Origin of the sequence: Methanogenium organophilum (assembly GCF_026684035.1) — an archaeon.
Classification (GTDB): Archaea; Halobacteriota; Methanomicrobia; order Methanomicrobiales; family Methanomicrobiaceae; genus Methanogenium; species Methanogenium organophilum.
Genome location: NZ_CP113361.1, coordinates 833,477 through 852,436 on the forward strand (window position 1 = coordinate 833,477; position 18,960 = coordinate 852,436).

At 55.8% G+C, this 18,960-nt stretch carries 15 protein-coding genes and 1 tRNA gene; 10 read left to right on the forward strand and 6 right to left on the reverse strand.

Annotated elements, in window-relative coordinates; all coding sequences use genetic code 11:
* Nucleotides 1-4: 4 nt before the first annotated feature.
* Genes OU421_RS04320 through OU421_RS04330 form a run of 3 tightly spaced genes read right to left on the reverse strand, consistent with a single transcriptional unit; the run spans nucleotide 5 to nucleotide 3,729 of the window.
* Nucleotides 5-1,660 (reverse strand): radical SAM protein, encoded by a 1,656-nt coding sequence (locus OU421_RS04320; RefSeq protein ID WP_268187381.1) that lies wholly within the window; start codon nucleotides 1,658-1,660, stop codon nucleotides 5-7.
* Nucleotides 1,650-2,270: a 6-hydroxymethylpterin diphosphokinase MptE-like protein gene (locus OU421_RS04325; RefSeq protein ID WP_268187382.1), complete on the reverse strand. Its 621-nt coding sequence runs from the start codon at nucleotides 2,268-2,270 to the stop codon at nucleotides 1,650-1,652. Before OU421_RS04325 ends, OU421_RS04320 begins: the two co-directional genes overlap by 11 nt.
* Complete coding sequence (locus OU421_RS04330) at nucleotides 2,260-3,729, reverse strand: DHH family phosphoesterase (RefSeq protein ID WP_268187383.1); 1,470 nt, start codon at nucleotides 3,727-3,729, stop codon at nucleotides 2,260-2,262. The genes OU421_RS04325 and OU421_RS04330 overlap by 11 nt, the downstream gene beginning before the upstream one ends.
* Nucleotides 3,730-3,820: 91 nt before the next feature.
* Here OU421_RS04330 and OU421_RS04335 point away from each other — a divergent pair.
* Nucleotides 3,821-3,894: transfer RNA gene (locus OU421_RS04335), tRNA-Lys, on the forward strand.
* Between the two features lie 129 nt (nucleotides 3,895-4,023).
* Here OU421_RS04335 and OU421_RS04340 read toward each other — a convergent pair.
* Complete coding sequence (locus OU421_RS04340; RefSeq protein WP_268187866.1) at nucleotides 4,024-4,914, reverse strand: ABC transporter ATP-binding protein; 891 nt, start codon at nucleotides 4,912-4,914, stop codon at nucleotides 4,024-4,026.
* A 195-nt stretch (nucleotides 4,915-5,109) separates the two neighbouring features.
* Between OU421_RS04340 and OU421_RS04345 the strand changes: the two genes are divergently transcribed.
* From OU421_RS04345 to OU421_RS04380, 8 genes are all read left to right on the forward strand, one after another.
* On the forward strand, nucleotides 5,110-6,897 hold the full coding sequence (locus tag OU421_RS04345; protein ID WP_268187384.1) for an ABC transporter permease family protein: 1,788 nt from the start codon (nucleotides 5,110-5,112) through the stop codon (nucleotides 6,895-6,897).
* 2 nt (nucleotides 6,898-6,899) lie between these two features.
* Entirely contained in the window at nucleotides 6,900-7,976 is a 1,077-nt protein-coding gene (locus tag OU421_RS04350) for an ABC transporter permease (RefSeq protein ID WP_268187385.1), read from the forward strand.
* A 54-nt stretch (nucleotides 7,977-8,030) separates the two neighbouring features.
* On the forward strand, nucleotides 8,031-9,332 hold the full coding sequence (locus tag OU421_RS04355) for a PEGA domain-containing protein (RefSeq protein WP_268187386.1): 1,302 nt from the start codon (nucleotides 8,031-8,033) through the stop codon (nucleotides 9,330-9,332).
* Nucleotides 9,333-9,489: 157 nt separating this feature from the next.
* Complete coding sequence (locus tag OU421_RS04360; RefSeq protein WP_268187387.1) at nucleotides 9,490-10,785, forward strand: PEGA domain-containing protein; 1,296 nt, start codon at nucleotides 9,490-9,492, stop codon at nucleotides 10,783-10,785.
* 72 nt (nucleotides 10,786-10,857) lie between these two features.
* Nucleotides 10,858-12,159: a methyl-coenzyme M reductase glutamine C-methyltransferase gene (locus tag OU421_RS04365; protein WP_268187388.1), complete on the forward strand. Its 1,302-nt coding sequence runs from the start codon at nucleotides 10,858-10,860 to the stop codon at nucleotides 12,157-12,159.
* A gap of 185 nt (nucleotides 12,160-12,344) precedes the next feature.
* Complete coding sequence (locus OU421_RS04370; RefSeq protein WP_268187389.1) at nucleotides 12,345-13,190, forward strand: PhzF family phenazine biosynthesis protein; 846 nt, start codon at nucleotides 12,345-12,347, stop codon at nucleotides 13,188-13,190.
* A gap of 119 nt (nucleotides 13,191-13,309) precedes the next feature.
* Nucleotides 13,310-13,729, forward strand: a complete 420-nt coding sequence (locus OU421_RS04375) for a DUF4377 domain-containing protein (protein ID WP_268187390.1) — start codon at nucleotides 13,310-13,312, stop codon at nucleotides 13,727-13,729.
* A gap of 120 nt (nucleotides 13,730-13,849) precedes the next feature.
* Nucleotides 13,850-14,089, forward strand: coding sequence for a hypothetical protein (locus OU421_RS04380; RefSeq protein WP_268187391.1), 240 nt, complete (start codon nucleotides 13,850-13,852; stop codon nucleotides 14,087-14,089).
* 49 nt (nucleotides 14,090-14,138) lie between these two features.
* On the opposite strand, the gene OU421_RS04385 is transcribed toward OU421_RS04380, so the two are convergent.
* Both OU421_RS04385 and acs read right to left on the reverse strand, forming a co-directional pair.
* Nucleotides 14,139-15,407 (reverse strand): L-lactate MFS transporter, encoded by a 1,269-nt coding sequence (locus OU421_RS04385; protein WP_268187392.1) that lies wholly within the window; start codon nucleotides 15,405-15,407, stop codon nucleotides 14,139-14,141.
* 31 nt (nucleotides 15,408-15,438) lie between these two features.
* Entirely contained in the window at nucleotides 15,439-17,331 is a 1,893-nt protein-coding gene (gene acs / locus OU421_RS04390) for an acetate--CoA ligase (RefSeq protein ID WP_268187393.1), read from the reverse strand.
* Between the two features lie 192 nt (nucleotides 17,332-17,523).
* Here acs and OU421_RS04395 point away from each other — a divergent pair, with 192 nt between their 5' ends.
* On the forward strand, nucleotides 17,524-18,948 hold the full coding sequence (locus OU421_RS04395) for a PAS domain S-box protein (RefSeq protein WP_268187394.1): 1,425 nt from the start codon (nucleotides 17,524-17,526) through the stop codon (nucleotides 18,946-18,948).
* Nucleotides 18,949-18,960 lie beyond the last annotated feature (12 nt).

An 18,960-nucleotide genomic window follows, 5' to 3' on the forward strand; every position in this document is an offset into this window, starting at 1 on the left:
GCGTTCAGACAGTCAGATACGGATCAAGAGGGGTCTCTCCGACCACTGCGTGGAATGCATCGAGAGTGGCAAACGGTCGCTTTGCAACGATGGAAACAGCCCGTTTTTTTCCGACTCCCGGAATGGAGCGAAGGGCCGAGGCAGGAAGCGTATTGACATTGACCGGGATCGGCATGGCAGTCACGGACCGGCGCCCATGATCACAGATGACCGCATCCACTACCGTCCCCTCAGCAATCTCTGCCGGTATGCCGGTAAGGATGGGATAGGATCCCATCTGACGCCCGAATGACACCCTGCCGCACTCCTCGACATAGATGTCGCGCAGGAGCGTTCCTGCCGGAAATACCTTCTGCAGCATTGGGACGTCAAAGGTCTTTCGCACATGCTCGCGGAAGGTGCGGAAGCGGGCATCATGCTCACCGAGGGTATTCTCCTCCCATGCCTGCGTGCCCTCGAAGGGCATCAACTGGCGGATATTGACCCGGCGCACCAGAAGGCCTGATGCAAGAAGTTCTCCAAGAAATGCCTCATTTTTGTCATACGTTCCTTCCGTCTCACCGGCAAGTCCGCAGACAAAGTTCAGCCCCGGCAGAAGATGCGGAACGCCATCATCCCGGACCCCCCCTACTTCGTTAACGATGCGAATGGCATCCATCACCATCGCGGCATCAGCCTTGAGGTTATTTGCAGCGACCACAGCAGGGTCTGCCGTCTCCATTCCAAAGGCGGCCACGTCTCCTGCAGTATGATACCGAACGATAACTGCAAGTGCCTCGCGGGCGGCCTCCGGGTTGCGGGCGATGGTACCGGGATTGACATTATCGATGTGCAGGGTCCGCAGGTCCGGTGCCGCCTCCCGGATGCCCGCAAAGAGCGTCTCCAGTGCCCCTGCATCGGGGGCAGGGAATTCCTTCTTCCCGCGTGTGCCATAGGCAAGGATATCGGGCTGACGCCCGAGCCGGAAGTGAACCGCACCGTGTCCTGCGAGGGCTGCACACTCTGCATGAACGTCTTCAGCCGGTCGATACTGCGGCAGGCCGTAAAAGGGTTCGGTGCAGAACGAACAGCCGCCGGTTATTGCACGCGAACAGCCGCGGGCGGTCTCAATCTCGCAGATGACCCAGGGAAACCGGGGGTGCTCCATAATGATGCCGCTGCCCGCGACAAGCCAGCGGGAGAAGTCAGGGTAGGAGAGGACACCATCCGGGCGCCCCCCTTCAACAAGAGAGGCCAGCGCTGCCGGGACGTCACCTTCAAGCACGTGGTCAAACCCGGAAACAGCCTGCCGCACTGCGGCCTCGCCCCCGCCCGGACTATAACCAAGGGTGACCGGCCCGCCGAGGACAGTGGAGGGGCCCCGGAGAGTGGCTGCCACCTGTCGTATCTCGGTCAGGGTGGCGGGAGTGCCTGCAAAATAGGTGCCGGGCACCGTAACTCCCGCGATCATCACCACAAGGTCTGCCCGGTCAAGGGACCCGAAGAGGGACGGGTCCTTCCTCAGCTGGTCGATGGTCAGGTATCGGACATGATACCCGGCTTCCGTGCAAACCCCTGCCACTGCGCGAATATTCGGTGAAATATAGGGCGAAACTCCGAGGCATGCCGGTTCATCAACATAGCCGTCTACTATCCAGGCAGAGGGTGTATCAGAGGTCATAGCCAATAAGGGAGAGCAGATCACGTGCCCAGAGAAGTTTTCCCTGCTTCATCGGTGGCACCGACCGGTCGTCAAGATCGAACCCGGCAAACCGGATCGCTGCCGCCCCAAGGGCATCCGCGGCAAAGGCGGCGCGGTCACCGTCGGTGAACCCGCCCCAGTTGTGGACATGCCCGAACGGCCGTGTCTGGCAGGTGAGAACGAGTGGCCCAACAAATCGCGGCACCCAGTGGCGGAGAAGCGGCATATTATCACCGTGCCCGTGCACCACCATCACCGCACCCTGTCGATTCATCTCAAAAAAGGAATCCTCTGCACCGTCAAGATCGGTAAAGACCGCATCCGGCAGGATACCCGCCCTGAAGAGCACATCCGCTGCTGCATCAGCTGCAAGGACAGTCCCCTCTATCCTGTCCGTTTCCCGGAGAAGAGTCGGGGCGTTGCCGCATACCGTGACTACCTCTCCTTTGATACGCTTTGCAAGCAGCACAGAATCATCTGTGTCCGAGAGGGATCCAATCAGGCGTGCCGCCTCTTCATCCCCTGCCCGGTCAAAGCCAAACGTTTCACAGATGGCGGTGTAGTGAGGCTCCCAGTCCTCAAACCTCATTGGGTTCCTCTTCTTCTACACCGACGATCTCCATAAACCGATGGAGAATCGGGTCGATGATAAGGTCCAGCAAGTCATCCTTGTTGCGCGCCATCGTAAAGACGCTCAGGGGGATATTTGCGGCACCCATCGCAGAATGTCCACCGGCCTCACCGATCTCACCAAATGCTTCCTCCATCGCCTGACCAATATTGAGACGGAGATCCTTGTTGCGGGCGGAGAATGAGATCACCTGGTCCGTGATGCCATACACAATGGCAGTGTTGACCCCTTCCAGCTGAATGAGCATATCAGCTGCCTGCGGAATGGCATCCCGGTTGCGCACATACCCGATACTAGAGAAGAGATATCCGGAGACGATCTTCCGGTTCCGGATAGCCGCTCCCATCACCTCAAGAGTCTCCTGTGAGACCGTCTGGGACGTAATCTTACCCAGAAGATCTTCATCCGTCAGGGGCAGAAGGAAGGCAGAAAGAGTGAGATCAAGAGGAGAGGTGTTGCGGCGGAAACCGCGCGTATCGGCCATAATGCCATAAAAAAGAGCAGTTGCAACGGTTTTCTCTACCGTGACACCCAGTTCCTGCATATACTGGGTCATCAGGCTTGCCGTCGCGCCCATATCCGGCCGCCGATCGAGGAAATCATACCCGTTCTTGACATCATGATTCGGATGATGGTCAATTACAATATTAACCCGGTCATCCTTTGCGAGGGCATTGTTGATTCCCGGACCCGGAGAATCGACAATCGCAAGGTAATTGCATTCAACAAGCGATTCCGGCGAGATCCGGTCCATCTGGATATCCAGCAGGTTCACAAAGGCGCGATTCTCCTGGTGCCCGATCTTCCCGTCATAGAGAATCCTGCAGGTGAGATTTCCCTTTGAGGCCGCATTTCCGAGCGCACAGAGCGCCATCGCACTGGATATTGTATCCGGGTCGGGATTTGTATGCGTCACGATACCCATTGTGCCGCGCCATGAAGCAAGCAGATCATAGAGTTTATGCGCCTGGCGTGAGGACTGCACTTTCCGGGCGTAATGCACGGCCTTCTTTGCAAAGACCTCCTGCGGGTGCAGGACCACATCGGCGCCCACAGCGCCATAGAGATCTTTTCCACCCACTTCTACCGTCCGTGCAATGATATATGCGCCCGGATTTGCCTCTTTTATCGTCCGCACCGCTGCGAGATTTGCTTTCTGCTCACTAGAGAGGACAAACGCCACTTTCGGGACCGGAATATCCTTCAGCATTGCAGTATCGCTGATATCCCTGCAGAACGCCTCATATTTCTGGTCACGGAGGTCCTGAACCTTCTTCTCATCCTGGTCGATGATGATGATATCATCAGTCTCCTTGAGAATTTCGTACAGCACATTATACCCGATACTGCCACACCCAAGTATCAGGTATTCCACCGATGACGCCGACTGAGATCCTTTAGGATGATTCTCCGGCATGATACCCTCAGTTTCTGTGTTTATGAGAATATTAAGGGTATCCGAAAAGTATATCGTTGAATAGTTACCACTTTAGTTGTTCACTTCTTAAGGGCCTGTAGCTTAGTCAGGAAGAGCGACGGACTCTTAATCCGTCGGCCAGGGGTTCAAATCCCTTCAGGCCCGTTATCACGTTTGTTTACACTTTTAACAGCATATTATAGAATTTTTAATTTTCAAAAATTTAGTAAAATTCTGTCAGTTTCCCCGTAACACTCCCCTCACACACAATTTCTAAAAAAGGAGAGCGACGTTTCACTTCCCAATCATGAGAAGCATCTCCTCAAGACTGAGGTAGCGCGATTCGATGCGCCGGACAGTACCGCCGGCAGAGGCCACCGCGGCAGTCACCAGATTGAGGTCATCCATACTCTCTGCAACCGCCACATACTCCCCCCCTTCCTCTTTAAAGGTGAGCGATGGCGGCAGGGTACGAACATCTGCTGCGACAAAACGTATCTGATAGGAAAGGGATCCAAAATCCTCTCTGAGCTCGTCCATCGTCCCAAAAGCGGCGACCTTTCCCTGCCGCAGGATGAGTACCTGATCACAGATCTTCTCCACCTGATAGAGATTATGGGCGGACAGAAGAATGGTTTTCCGGCATCTGTCACGCAGGTGCGCGAGGTAGTCGATGATGTAGCGCGAGGTCATCGGGTCAAGGCCGGATGTCGGTTCGTCATAGATAAGAAGGGAGGGTTTATGCAAAAGCGAACGGGCAATCGCTACCTTGCGCCTCATCCCTTTGGAGAGTTCACCGATACGTTTCCCCCCTGAATCCAGCTTAAGTGAGGTGAGCAGCTCCTCACTTCGCAGGCGGCACTCGTCCGCAGGGATCCCATATATCTCTCCAAAGAAGCGAAGATAATTCTCAACCGTCATTGTCTCATAGAGGCGGGACTCCTCCGGGAGGTACCCCAACGTCTCCTTCAGGCGTGCCGGGTCACGCCGCACATCAATGCCTTCAATAACAAGGTCACCCGCGGTCGGCCGAATCAGACCCGCCATACACTTCAGAAGTGTTGTCTTCCCGGCGCCATTGTGTCCGATGATCCCGAATATACCAGGGTCCTCAAAGGAGAAACTCACCTCATCCAGTGCCCGGAATGTGCCGTAATCCTTTACCAGTTTCCGTGCCTCAATCATCAGCTCACCGTCGAAATAGTGCTTTGCAGTCATATGATTTAACCCCCCGTGTCAGGGAATCCTGTCCTGCACTGTCCTGCATCAGAGGTTTCCATCGGACACACATCATGACAATTTGACTGAAATAGACAGATATTCCGGCACATGACAGGTGCTAATACTTAAAATAGGATTGACTGCCACCAAAGCATAGGAATGCTGTCAGCGCTACGTCAGATACTGACAATCAGCAGATGGGAGGTGCGGCGGTCTGCGACCACCATGCCACGTGAGATCCTCCCCGTAGCGGTAGTGCTGTTTATCCTTCTCATCATAGTGACCGGCTACACACAGGAAAGTGGGATTCACCTGCAGGATCGGATGTATACAGCAGGTGTTGATTCAGGAGAAACGGGGGCCATCATCCTCGGCGATCCTCGCTTCACCGTCTACCTCACGACAGCAGGAGAGACAGACCTGACCATAGTCCCCCCGTATGTCAGTTCTGCGAATACAGACCGGGGGGAGTCCGCCCTCAAGGCCTTCCAGACAGACTATACACGCTACGTTACGGCACAATATAACCGTGAAGACGACCTCTTTGCCGCGTATCCCCTCTGGATAGATATCCAATATGTAAAGAGCGAACTTGATTTCACGGCGACAGAGGCGGGCAGAGGTATCGCAGGAGCCCCGAACCCATATCAAAATCCGGTTCCGGAGCGGCCAGTACGGGCAGTTCCCGAACCATCCGCTGACGTCGGCTACACCAAAGAAGAACTTCGGGCCGAACTGGTTACTTCTGAAGGCGAAGACAGCACGGTTGCACGCTACACCGACGTCGTTGCAGGGGAGGGCGCACTAGGCGACTTCAAAACGCCGTCCCAACTCACCCCCCCACTCCCTTTTGACGCCATTGTACTGGTCTTTGTCTTCATCTTCCCCCTCTACTTCACGTCCCAGTTCTATATGATGTCCATCATGAACGAACGCATTGAGCGCAAGGGAGAGATCCTCCTGTCAAGCCCGCTTCACCCGTCGGCAATTGTCATCGGGAAGATGCTTCCTTACCTTGTGGTGATGATCACGGTCACGACCGTCCTCTCCCTTACAACAGGCGAGACAGCAGTTGTCCTTGCGGCGGTCTTCCCGATCATTCTCTTCTTCCTTGCGGCAGCCCTCTTCATCGGCATGGCCTCACGGAGCTTTAAGGAGCTCTCGTTTATCTCGATCTTCTTCTCAACTGTTGCGACGTCGTACCTCTTCTTCCCCAGCATCTTTGCCAATATCCATGTGATCTCACTCATCTCCCCCCTCACCCTCATCATCTATGGGATTGAAGGCACTCCCTTCACCCTCGCTGATTACTTCTATTCCACCTTCCTCTTCTGGGTTACCGCAGCAATTCTCTTTGCCGTATGCGTCATCAACTTCAACGAAGAACGCCTCTTTACCCTCCATCCCCTGCGGGCAAAGGTGCGGGAGTACATCGGGAGTGCGGTCTCTGAGAAGCATCCGTTTGCTTCACTCTTCGGGATCACCATCTTCTCCATCCCCTTTGTCCTGATGGCACAGCTGATGCTTCTTGTCCTGCTCTTCAACCTCCCGATGCCGCTTTCCCTCGTAATCCTGATCTTCACCGCGGCATTCATTGAGGAATTGGCAAAGTCAGTCGGCATCTACGCAATAGCTGTGGAACAACCGGCATTTCTTACATGGAAAAATGTCATCGCAGCATCTCTTGCGGTGATGGCCGGGTTCTTTTTCGGCGAGAAGCTTCTCCTCTTTGCAACACTCGCCCAGATCTCAGAATCAGTCTTCGGCGCCGCCCTTTTCACCAGCCTACAGGTGCTCTGGCTGCCCCTGACCCTCCACTTCACCGGCGCCTTCATCACGGTTTCACTCATCAAAATCTTCGGGCAGAGGGCCTATCCGTTCGCACTTATCATCGCATCCTTCGTCCATGGGACATACAATCTGTTCTTTATCACCGGAGGTTTCTGAACATGAACCTGCAGCATATATTTATCATCGCAAAAAAGGAGCTCCGGGCAATAAATTCCGAAAAAACGATTATTCTCGCAATACTCCTGCAACTCTTCATTGCGATGTTCTCATCGTTTCTCATCGTCGGCCTCGCGGCCATGTATGACCCCGACTCCCTCTCAGCGTATTCGCACCAAAAGTATCCGGTTGCCTACACCGGGTCGCCCTCGCCTCTTGCAGACCTGCTGCGGGAGAGCAAAGACTTTGTCGTCTATGATATGGACCTTGCAACAGCGGTCACCGCCCTTGAAGAGCGCAAACTCAGTGCGGTGGTCTGGGTGCCGGATACGTCCCCTGACGCCGATGAGCCGGTGAAGATAACCCTCTATACCATTAAAAATGACATCCAGTCATCGGTTGTGAACAGTAAACTCAGAGACGTCTTTGTCACCTATGAGAACACCCTGCGGGGCATCCGGGCCGACCGCATATCATCTGATCCCATTGTGATCGAACTCCCCCCGGAGGTGCCGGGAACAAACTTCTATGAGTTTGTCTACGGTCTTCTCATTCCTCTTCTCATCTTTATGCCCGCGATTATCTCAGCAGCGCTGATCATCGATATGATCACCGAGGAATTCCAGCATGACACCATCGAGACGCTCATTTCAACACCAGTCACCTTCACCGAGATGATATGGGGGAAAGTGGCCGCATGTTTTGTCATTGTACCGGTGCAGGCCTTCGTCTGGATCGCTCTGATGATAATAAACGGCATCCATGTGGCTGGCGTTGTACCGATTCTCCTCCACGTGAGCGTGGCATCGCTTCTCATGATCCTCCTCTCCACCTTTGTCGCACTCCACTACCGGGAACGTACAAGCGCACAGTTCATCTTCTCCACTGCCCTTGTAGTGGTGCTCCTCGGCGTTCTTGCCCTGCCGGTCAACCCGGCAAACCTGATTGTTCTTCTCTCCATTGGAGCTGTCGGAAGTGAACACTGGGCAGCCCTCGCAGTGATGGTGGGAGTCCTGGTGTTTGGCATAGCCGCACTCACCCGGTATGCACAGCGCGTCGAGAAGACCGCCCTTCAATAACCGAAAGACCATACATATAAATACAAGTTTGTGAAAAGAGCGTGCCTGATCGATATGAAATGGGTCGCACCTCTTCTTATATTCTGCACGCTTGCTGCAGGGGCTGTCTTCCCGGCAGGGGCAGCAACGCCGGAACAGCCAATCGCAGGAATTGCCCACTATGATATCTATACCAATGTGGATGCAGCTGACATCTACTTTGATGGTGTATACATGGGCAGAACAGCAGCCGGGTATCTCCAGTTGACAGTTGAAACACCTTCTCCATATACCCGGGCAATGGCATCCCGCGCAGGATATAACAATGCCTACGCAAATCTCCCGACGGCATCACCAGGCGGCATATACTCGATAAGCCTCATTTTGACATCAATCGCACCGTCCTACGGCACCCTCTCTGTCACCTCATCCCCAACAGGGGCTTCGGTCTATATTGACAATGTCTACAAGGGTCTCACACCACAGCAGGTAAGCCTCATCCACAACCAGTACACCCTCCGGCTGGAACACAGCGGATACAACAGATATACCCAGCAGATTTGGGTGTATGGCGGGCAGACAACAACAGTGAATGCAGCCCTTGTTCCATCCACCACATATGGCACCATTTCGGTTTCCAGCTCACCATCACTGGCCAATATCTATCTGGACGGTAGTTTCCGCGGCACGACCACCCAGACCATCAGCGGGCTTAATGCAGGGTCATACTTTGTCGAACTCACAAAACCCGGATATCAGGACTGGACCGGGTCAGTACGGGTGTACCCGGGACAGGTCACCTCAGTCTTCCAGACACTGGTACCGGTGCAGTCACCGACCACCGGTGCCCTTTCGGTCACATCAAACCCGTCCTATGCTGCTGTCTATCTGGACGGAGGCTATCAGGGACAGACAGCACCCGGCACACCTCTTGTGATCAGTGCAGTCACTGCCGGTAGCCATACCGTCACCGTACGTCTCTCCGGATATAAGGATTCGGTCTCTACCGTGACCGTCAACTCCGGACAGACCACCACAGTGAGCGCCGAACTTATCCCTTCCGGAGGAGGATCTGGCACCCTCTCTGTTACATCCTCACCAGCGGGAGCGGATGTGTACGTCAATAATGTCCGGGCAGGCATCACCCCCGTTACCTCAGACGAGATGACGCCGGGTACCTATACCGTGGCCATCCGTCTGGCCGGATACACGGAATGGTCAGCAGAGACTGAAGTGACAGCAGGCTCAACCTCGTATGTTTCAGCAAGTCTTACCCCTCTTCCTGCACAGTCACCCCCGTCACTTTTCCTGCCCGCCGGCGTGCTCATCGCACTGGGCGGATTCTTTCTGTGTCGCCGAAAGGAGAGGGAATACTGATCAGACAATATTTTCACTCCTGTTTTTCCGGACCTGAATTTAAAAACAGAGAGGGGGCTACCGGACTTGTAGTTCACAAAAAAACAGCAGATTATTTATATTCCTCAAAATAACCGTTCCACTGATCATCATGATACGAAAATGCTACGTGCTCCTCATGAGCATGCTGATATTCACTGCTATTGCAGTCCCTGCTGTAGTGGCTGCCGACACCACCATAGGCACTACCATAGGTGGTGAACAGGGCTGGTATGACATCTACACCAATGTGGATGGTTGTTCCATCTACTTTGACGGAGAATACAAGGGAACGACCACAGGAGGAATGCTGAGTGTCGGAGTCTATTCTACTGCAGCACCGTACAAAACGGTGACTGCAGAAAAGTCAGGCTACACGTCTGCATCCCAGTCTTTACCTGTAACCCCCGGAGCGGGAGAACACCAGTCTGTCTACCTGACCTTAAACCCAGTGACGCCAACCACCGGAAACCTCAAGATCAGCTCTTCACCATCCGGTGCAGCGGTCTATGTGAACAGTGTATATTATGGCACAACCCCACATACCGTCTACAACCTCCCTGCCGGAAATAATGACCTGAGGCTCACCTATTCCGGATACAAGGACTACCGGGACACAGTCCAGATCGTCGCCGGCCAGACACAGAGCACCTATGCAGCCCTTACCGCAGAAGTGACCTATGGTACCCTCTCTGTGTCATCCACCCCGTCCAATGCAAACATCTACCTGGACGGATCATACCGTGGCACTGCCCCCCGAACCATCGGCGGCCTCTCCCAGGGTGCACACACCCTTGAAGTCACCATGCCGGGATACCAGGAATGGACAAACACCATCAATATCCATTCAAATCAGGTGACCTATGTGACGGCAACACTCACTGCAGACCCCCAGAGCACGACCGGGTCCATCTCTGTCACCTCAAACCCGTCGTATGCCTCCGTCTACATTGACGGCGTCTACTACGGCACCACCAACCCCGGCAATGCCCTCCTTGCAAACAACATTGCAGCAGGCAGCCACACCGTAAAAGTCACCCTGTCCGGGTACGATGACTCTGTTTCAACGGTGACCGTCAACTCCGGACAGACCACTACTGTCAGTGCAAACCTTGCCGGTGGCGCGACCGGTAACGGGGCAATGGACATTTCATCGTCACCCACCGGTGCCACAGTCTACCTGAACAATGTGAACAAGGGTATTACTCCTGTCACCCTGAGTGATCTGACACCGGGCGGATACACCGTCACCCTCGAACTCTCCGGGTACACCACCTGGTCTGAAGTCGTCACGGTGAACTCCGGCGCGACATCCACAGTATCGGCAAACCTTGCCCCGACTACCACTGCGACCCAGAGTCCGGCACCCCTGCTTCCGGTAATCGGTGCTCTTGGTGCCTGTGCACTCATTCTTGCCGCCCGCCGGCAGGAATAATAATTCCATCATTTTTTCTCCCGGATACGTGGATCTGTATCGTTAATACGACAGAAAACAAGACTAGTGATAATGAAGGTCTTCGTCATCTCCCCGGGAATGTATACATATGGTGCAATGGTCATCGCAGGCATTGTCCGTGATGCAGGATATGAAGTAACACTCACCCGCGCATTAGAGGCAACACCGGGAGAGATCGTATTTTTGAGCCTTTATTCTACGCAGAACCTGATGGACGAGGCACTCAAATCATTCATTGACGAATACCGGAAGTCCGGCGGCAGAGTCTATATCGGAGGGCCGGTTTCGGCCGTTCCCGTGATGGTGCTCGGCGAACTGGCACCGGACGCAGTCATCTGTGGGGAGGGGGAAATGGGAGCCCTTGCCCTCCTGCGTGAAGGGGTTTCAGAAGCAGTCCCGGGGATTACATTCATGGGCCCGGAAGGGATTGTCTCCACCGGTCCGTCACCACCCTGTCAGGTTTCGCGTCCACTGCCCCTTATCCCGGCCGATATCGCTGTGCAGGACGTTCGGGGGGCATCGGCTTATATCGAGACACAGCGGGGCTGCATCGGTGCCTGCACCTTCTGCCAGGTACCACGGTTCTTCGGGCGTGATATCCGCTCACGGCCCCTGGATGAGATCCTCACAGAGGTGCAGGCCTTTAAGGATGCAGGGGCGAGGCGACTTTCGGTCTCCGGCGGAACAGGGTCACTCTACGGGTATGCTGACGGGAAACTCAATGATGAGGCATTCGCAGAACTTCTGGAAGGGATGGCCGCAATCATGGGGCCGAAGAATGTCTCGTCCCCTGACATCCGGGTGGACTGCATCTCAGACACTGTCCTTGACGCCATTCGGGACTATACCATTGGCTGGGTATTCTTCGGTCTCGAATCCGGCAGTGACCGGGTGCTGCGCCTGATGGGGAAGGGGGCAACGGCAGCACAGGCAGGCGAGGCGATTGAGGCATGCCGGGCACACGGGCTGCACGTTGCTGGCAGTTTTATTGTAGGCTACCCCACCGAAACAGCAGCAGAATATGAAGAGACAAAGGATTTCATCGCAACATATGCCCTTGACGATGTCTTCATCTCCGCTGCAGAACCCATCCCCGGCACGCCGCTTGCAGACCTTGCCCTGCGGACGCCTGATGCAGACAATCCTGCCTTCGCCCCCCATACTGGTGAATACAAATCCCTGCACCTGACAGAGGCCGAGGCGCGCTCGTTTGACCTCAGGATGCATGCTGATCTTTTCAAGCCCGGTCTGCATGTGGTTACCGACCAGATCTTTAATGCCTATCTGGCAGAAGTGAAAACGGACGGCGAAACGGTCCGCAGGGCAACATATTTACTCCGCCGATATGCCTGACGGATAATCATTCTGAAGATTTCATCCATTCTTTCTGTATTATCTCCATTCCCGGATTCCTTGCAGTATCCGGAGTCTCCGTGTCTCCCTGACGATCCGGATAAGCATACCGGACCACCTGGATACCAAATGTCACGAGACCGGCACGGAGTATTATTAATCAGGCGTGCACTACTACGCATACAATGGCAGGCAGATATTTCATCGTGGATGCATACACCTCCCGACCCTTTGCGGGCAACCCGGCGGGTGTCTGCATAACCAACGGGCAGATGACAGACAGATGGATGCAGGATGTCGCCAGCGAGATGAATCTCTCCGAGACAGCGTTTCTCTCCCGCCAGAAAAATGGATGGGAGATCAGGTGGTTCACACCGGAGGTGGAAGTCACCCTCTGTGGACATGCCACATGCGCTGCCGCCCATGTACTGGTGCAGGAGGGAGAGGAGGAAGCCGGTGCAAATATCCGATTTATCTCCCGCAGCGGCCTCCTTTCAGCTACGGCAGAACCCTGTAATCCAGGAGAGGCGGAAACCCGCTCTGCAGGCTCCGGCACGATCTCACTAACTTTTCCGGCCCTGCCTGCTACACCCGCACCCGTCCCTGAAGGGCTGGAAGCGGCTCTCGGGGTACCAGTGGAGGACTTCTGTGTCTCACACCTCGACTGGCTGGTACGAACCGGCGGTGCAATGATGGTCGAGGCAGCCATGCCGGACATGGCAGCGATTGTCGTGATGCCACCACGGGGCATCATCCTCACCGGCGCCGCTGATGGCGGGCGCTATGACATCATCTCCCGGTTCTTTGCACCGAAGATCGGCATCCCCGAGGATCCGGTGACGGGTTCCGCCCACTGCGTGCTTGGCCCATACTGGCAGCGGCTCACCGGCCGAAACCGGTTCAACGCGTTTCAGGCATCCCGCCGGGGCGGCGAACTGGTAGTCGAGGTGACGGAAGGCGCAGAAGGCACAGGAAGACAGGTGATTCTCACCGGAGAGGCAGTAACCGTGATGAAGGGAACACTCGCATGATACAGGGGGGATGCCAATAACGGGGAAGCTGACATCCGGGAATATGAAAGTATACACGTATGCAGCCGGTGGATACCCGGTGACCACGCGGCACGGCAGAAACAACGGAGGACAGAAACATGAAATGTAAATTCTGGCAGAAACGGGGCTGGCCGTATATTGTTGGCGGACTGGTTGGAATCCTGCTTATTATCGGCGGGACTATGCTGCTGGACACCGCCACAGAAAATCCATATCAGGGATACCAGAACAGTTCAGGAAATGAGAATGCCCCCGCCACGATCACCATCGAAGTGGCACCCGCCCTCGAGGAATGTACTGGTGTCGGCCCGCAACAATGTATGCTCATCCGTGAGGTGCCGCCTGCAGGGGATGGCGTCTGGAAACTCTTTTACGACCAGATAGAGGGTTTTACGTATGAGGAAGGATACGTGTGGACGCTCCGGGTGAACGTCACAGAGACGGAAAACCCGCCTGCCGACGCATCGAACCTGCACTATGCGCTGGCCGAAGTGGTGGATAAGAAACCGGTTCTGTGAGAAGAGAACACGCATGCAAATACCTCACCCGGTTTAGATCCCCTTTATTCCATACGCACGTATGGGTTTGCCACACCAACACCCATAAATGCTCCACCGCCCTAAACCCGATTATATCCCATGGCAAGAGCACTGTTCCCGCTTCACTTCCGGCATATCACCCTCATCGCAGCCGTCGCTCTATGCCTGATCCTTTTCTGCAGCATCTGCGGGTGCCTCTCCATTCCCCCCGGGACAGACGAAGGAGAATACCAGCCCTCCACCTTTGAGCCGACCGTCCGTCCGACCCATATCCCTGTGCCGTCCCCGACAATTGTCTCTGAGCCGACCGATAACCGGACAGGGGCGGGGACCGGGTAGGTCCGGTTGACCCCCTTTCCCTGTTTGAGATCCGGTGATGATTCCCCTCTCACTCTCTCCTGAGCACAGTCATTGCTATGAGACAGCCGACGGCCGCCATCACTGCGACATACGGGAAGACCCCCGTCCAGCTGCCGGTGGCAGTGCGGATAAATCCTGCAAGCTGCGGCCCTGCAAGGGCACCGGCACCGTAGGCCAGAAAGACCAGCCCGTACATCCGCGGATAGTCAGCAGTCCCGAAGTAGGAGGCAGTCGCCGTGGGGGCAATCGCCAGCCATCCGCCGAGGCAGCCCCAGAGCACGGCAAACGAGATGACATATACCGGTGCCCACGGCGCAAGCCACATCGCAAGCGATGCCCCGCCGATCAGCAGAAACGAGAGTGCCGCCGTTTTGCCCGGGTGGAGATGATCGGTGAGACTCCCGAATATGGGCCGCCCGCCGCCGTTGAATACGGCGAAGAAGGCGACAAGGAGCGTTGCAAGCCCGCCGGTTATCCCAACCACCTCAGTCCCCACCGGCTTTGCAATGGATATTGCCATCAGTCCGGCACAGCAGCCGATGAAGTAGCAGATCCACAGGCCGTAAAACCGACGCGAACCAAGCATCGGGCCGAGGCCGCCAACGGCTGCATGACGTTGCGTCACCGCGTCAGGCGGCTGCCATCCCGGCGGGTGCCACCTGTCCGGGGGAAAACGCAGCGGCACCGCACAGAGGAGCAGGATGGCCGCAAAGACAATCCCGAAGATGCGGAAGGTCATCATCACCCCGGCCGTCTCCAGCAGATACCCTGCGACGGTGGCCGTCACCAGTGCCGACATCCCGAACCCGGAGACCGTGACGCCCACCGCAAGGCCCCGGCGGTCCGGGAACCACCGGGAGGCAACCGCAACCGGCACCCCATAGGCGATACCCACCCCGGCTCCGCCCACGACCCCATACAGGAGATAGAGCATCCAGACTGACGGCGCCACCGAGGCGGACAGCCATCCGAGACTGGTCAGAATACCACCGAGAGCAACCGCTGCACGCGGACCGCGGGTATCTATGAATTTCCCCGCAAGCGGCATCGCAAGCGCAAAACACGCGAGAAAGACCGAGAACGGGAAGAGCACCTCAGATGCGGTCACCTCACGCCCGAGGAGGGCGGAGTAATGGGCCGCAAGCGGGCCGACAAAGACGCTCCATGAGTAGATACTTCCCAGACAGAGATTTATGAGGAATCCGACGCCGATCAGTGCCCACCGGCCCCGTGCCGCATCCATACCGGCGATCTGCACTGTCGGACTATACGCTTCGCTCACCGGTTTGCCATTCATTATCACATTCACCTCAAAAAAGGAGGAGGGACTACTCCTCCAGTGTCGAGATATCTCCCGGGTCAATCCCGAGTTCCTGTGCCTTTAACACCCGGCGCATGATCTTGCCGCTGCGGGTCTTCGGGAGCGAATCGACAAAGTCGATTGCGGAAGGCATTGCAATCGGGCCGATGCCCATCCGCACATGGTAGGTGAGATCCGACTTTAGCTTATCTGTAGGGGTGTACCCGTTCACAAGGATAACAAACGCCTTCACCGTCTGTCCCTTCACCGGGTCAGGGATGCCTATTACAGCCGCCTCTGCCACCGCCTCATGGGAGACAAGCGCACTCTCCACTTCCGCGGTCCCCAGATTGTGGCCGGCGACGATGATGATGTCGTCAGACCTTCCAAGGACCATGATATAGCCGTCTTCATCCTTCACCGCGAGGTCGCCTGCCGTGTAGTAGCCGTTTATCGTCTCCCAGTAGGCCCGGTAACGGGCGTCGTCGTTGTTGACCGCCCGCATCTGTGCAGGCCACGGTTCTTTGATCACCAGAAGGCCACCGGTACCCGGCTCAACCGGGTTGCCCTGTGCATCAACCACATCAGCGACCACACCGGGGATAGGCCGCCCGGCAAATCCGGGCTTCATCGGTTCGCCGACCATCGTTGTTATCATATGCATCCCCGTCTCCGTCTGCCACCACGTATCAAGGATGGGGCAGCGATTCTTTCCTATCACCCGGTAGTACCACTCAAATGCCTCCGGATTGAGGGGTTCGCCTACCGACCCGATGATCCGCAGGGAATCAAGGTTGTATTTGTTGGGCCACTCCTCACCGACCCGCATGAACATGCGTATCGCCGTCGGGGCGGTGTAGAAAATGGTCACCCCGAAGTCCTCCACGATCCGCCAGAAGATCCCGGGATCCGGGTAGTCCGGCACGGTCTCGGTGATGAGAACCGTCGCACCCACACTCAGCGGTCCGTAGACGATATAACTGTGGCCGGTGATCCACCCAGGGTCAGCCGTGCACCAGTGGACGTCGTTCTCCTTCATGTCAAAGACATACTTTGTCGTGTAGTAGGCACCGACCATATATCCCCCGCAGGTGTGCACGATGCCCTTCGGCTGGCCGGTCGTCCCGCTCGTATAGAGGATGAAGAGCGGATCTTCTGCGTCCATCACGGCCGCCTCACAGGTGGTATCCCCACTTTCCAGCACCTCGTAGAAGTCCACCTCCATCTCACTAAAGAGCTCAGGGCCGGGATCAGACCGGCGGAGGACAATGATCTTCTCTACGGTGGGAGCATTGACGACCGCTTCATCAACGATAGCCTTCAGCGCAACGCGTTTGCCACGACGATATCCGACGTCTGATGTGATAACAAGCTTTGCCCCGGAATCACGGATGCGGGCGTTCAGTGCGGACGCCCCGAATCCACCGTAGACAATGTTGTGGACGGCACCGATTCGTGCACATGCAAGAAGCGCCACAATGTGTTCAGGCACAAGCGGCATGTAGAGGCAGACCGTGTCTCCCTTCGTGATGCCCATCTTCGTCAGGGCACTGGCAAACCGCATCACCTGTCGGTAGAGCTGCCGGTAAGTGAGCACCCGCTCCTGCCCCTCCTTCTCTCCCCTCCATATGAGGGCCACTTTGTTGCGCCGCTCACCGGTTGCATGGCGGTCAAGGCAGTTATGGGTGATATTGAGCTGTGCGTTTGTGAACCACTCCGCGTACGGAGGGTTCCATTTCTTTACGTGATCCCACTTCCTGAACCATTCGAGTTCATCTGCGATTCCCTCCCAAAACCCGTCGGGGTTACGAAGGAAGCGCTGATACTCAGCATCATAATCGCCGATCCAGGATTGATCACGGATCGACGGGTCAGGAAGGTACACCGTTTCTTCGAGTTTCACATCAAATGAATCTGACATTGTGTCCCACCTTCACGATTAATCGTGTATATTTCCTACTGCGCTGACCCCACATTCCGGATATGGAAAACCAAAAAGGAGGGGAGCGCCCAGCAATGCAGTGCATTGGCACAACAAAATGGTTCTATGCACATATAAATATTAGTTAGGCACAACACATATGCACTGCATAAGAAAGCAAACACCCCACCAATGCGAGGACGACAAATGGCACAGGACAGAAAAGAAACAGAAAATATTCGCCAATTATTAGAGAAAACACCCACAGGCCTGACCATCACGGAGATCGCCAATACCCTCAATATGCACCGCAATACCACTGCAAAGTATCTGGACATGCTGGTAGCCACCGGAGAAACCGACTGCAAACGGATAGGGGCCGCGAAAGCCTACTTCCCCGCCAGACGAGTACCCGTGCAGGCACTCCCCCTCATCACCCCGCCCGCCACCATCTGTCTGACAGGCCGCCTGGAGATGACAGAGGCCACCCGGGAAGCCACCCACCTCCTGCACCTCCCGGAAATGTCCGGACACATCCCCCATACGGCGGTTCCGGACCCGCTCTTTCGTGACGAATCCTTCATCACAAAATGCAGGGAAGCAGTGGCAGGCACACCCGGAGTACATCATACCTCCACCACCCGTGACCACCGAAAGATAACCCTTGAAGTCAGGCTCATCCCCATTGTTTTTGCAGACGGCACCGCAGGATGTGCAGTCACCTTCACCGACATCACCGAAAGTGCTGCCGCAGAAGAAGAGAGAAATACCTGGAAAGAACGCTACACGGCACTCAGTGAAGACCTCACCGAATGGGTTGTCCATATCTCCCCCGCGATGACCATCGAATTCGCAAACGCAGCATTTTGCCGCCATGCAGGGCGACCGGAAGACCGCGTGACAGGCATCCGGTTTCTGCCTGCTTTCCGACCGGACGAGCGCCAGCACCTTGACACCCTCATCTCCTCGCTTCTGCCAGGTAAACACCCCGTGACAGCCGACATCCGGGCCATCCGCCGCGACGGTTCCCCCGGATGGGAGACGTGGACCATCAGGGCCCTCGGTGAGGCGGGCGGCCCTATTACCGGATATCATGCGACCGGCCGCGACATCACAGCGCTGAAACACTGCGAGGAGCAGCTACTCCAGTACCACGAGAACCTCGAGGAGAATATCCAGAAGCGAACAGCAGAGATGCAACAGGCGAATCAGGCGCTCATGACCGTCCTTGCAGAAAAAGAAGACCTGGAACGCGAACTGCTTTTCACCCGCCAGGCCTTTGACCAGGCATCAGACTCCATCCTCCTCTTCAGCCGCGATGGGAACATCCACCAGACAAACCGAACGGCAGAAGAACTCCTGGGCTACAGCAGGGAAGAACTGGCAGAGTACACCGTCTTCGACGTGAACCCCTCCCTGACGCAGGAGGCATGGGAAAAAATGTGGAACACACCGGAACCAGGCAGAAAAGAACGAACCATATCCGTGCACCGCAGGCATGACGGCACTATATTCGATGTTGAACTTTCACGAACCTTTGTGCAGGCAGACGGGGAAATCTATTTCTGCTCAATTGCCCGTGAAATCGAGAAGAGTAAAAATTCACCAGAGCCATAATGACCAGTGAAT

Coding starts and splice junctions, on each gene's coding strand:
- OU421_RS04320 (WP_268187381.1), bottom strand. CDS start 1,660: ATGACCTCTGATACACCCTCTGCCTGGATAGTAGACGGCTATGTTGAT.
- OU421_RS04325 (WP_268187382.1), bottom strand. CDS start 2,270: ATGAGGTTTGAGGACTGGGAGCCTCACTACACCGCCATCTGTGAAACG.
- OU421_RS04330 (WP_268187383.1), bottom strand. CDS start 3,729: ATGCCGGAGAATCATCCTAAAGGATCTCAGTCGGCGTCATCGGTGGAA.
- OU421_RS04340 (WP_268187866.1), bottom strand. CDS start 4,914: ATGATTGAGGCACGGAAACTGGTAAAGGATTACGGCACATTCCGGGCA.
- OU421_RS04345 (WP_268187384.1), top strand. CDS start 5,110: ATGCTGTCAGCGCTACGTCAGATACTGACAATCAGCAGATGGGAGGTG.
- OU421_RS04350 (WP_268187385.1), top strand. CDS start 6,900: ATGAACCTGCAGCATATATTTATCATCGCAAAAAAGGAGCTCCGGGCA.
- OU421_RS04355 (WP_268187386.1), top strand. CDS start 8,031: ATGAAATGGGTCGCACCTCTTCTTATATTCTGCACGCTTGCTGCAGGG.
- OU421_RS04360 (WP_268187387.1), top strand. CDS start 9,490: ATGAGCATGCTGATATTCACTGCTATTGCAGTCCCTGCTGTAGTGGCT.
- OU421_RS04365 (WP_268187388.1), top strand. CDS start 10,858: ATGAAGGTCTTCGTCATCTCCCCGGGAATGTATACATATGGTGCAATG.
- OU421_RS04370 (WP_268187389.1), top strand. CDS start 12,345: ATGGCAGGCAGATATTTCATCGTGGATGCATACACCTCCCGACCCTTT.
- OU421_RS04375 (WP_268187390.1), top strand. CDS start 13,310: ATGAAATGTAAATTCTGGCAGAAACGGGGCTGGCCGTATATTGTTGGC.
- OU421_RS04380 (WP_268187391.1), top strand. CDS start 13,850: ATGGCAAGAGCACTGTTCCCGCTTCACTTCCGGCATATCACCCTCATC.
- OU421_RS04385 (WP_268187392.1), bottom strand. CDS start 15,407: ATGAATGGCAAACCGGTGAGCGAAGCGTATAGTCCGACAGTGCAGATC.
- acs (WP_268187393.1), bottom strand. CDS start 17,331: ATGTCAGATTCATTTGATGTGAAACTCGAAGAAACGGTGTACCTTCCT.
- OU421_RS04395 (WP_268187394.1), top strand. CDS start 17,524: ATGCGAGGACGACAAATGGCACAGGACAGAAAAGAAACAGAAAATATT.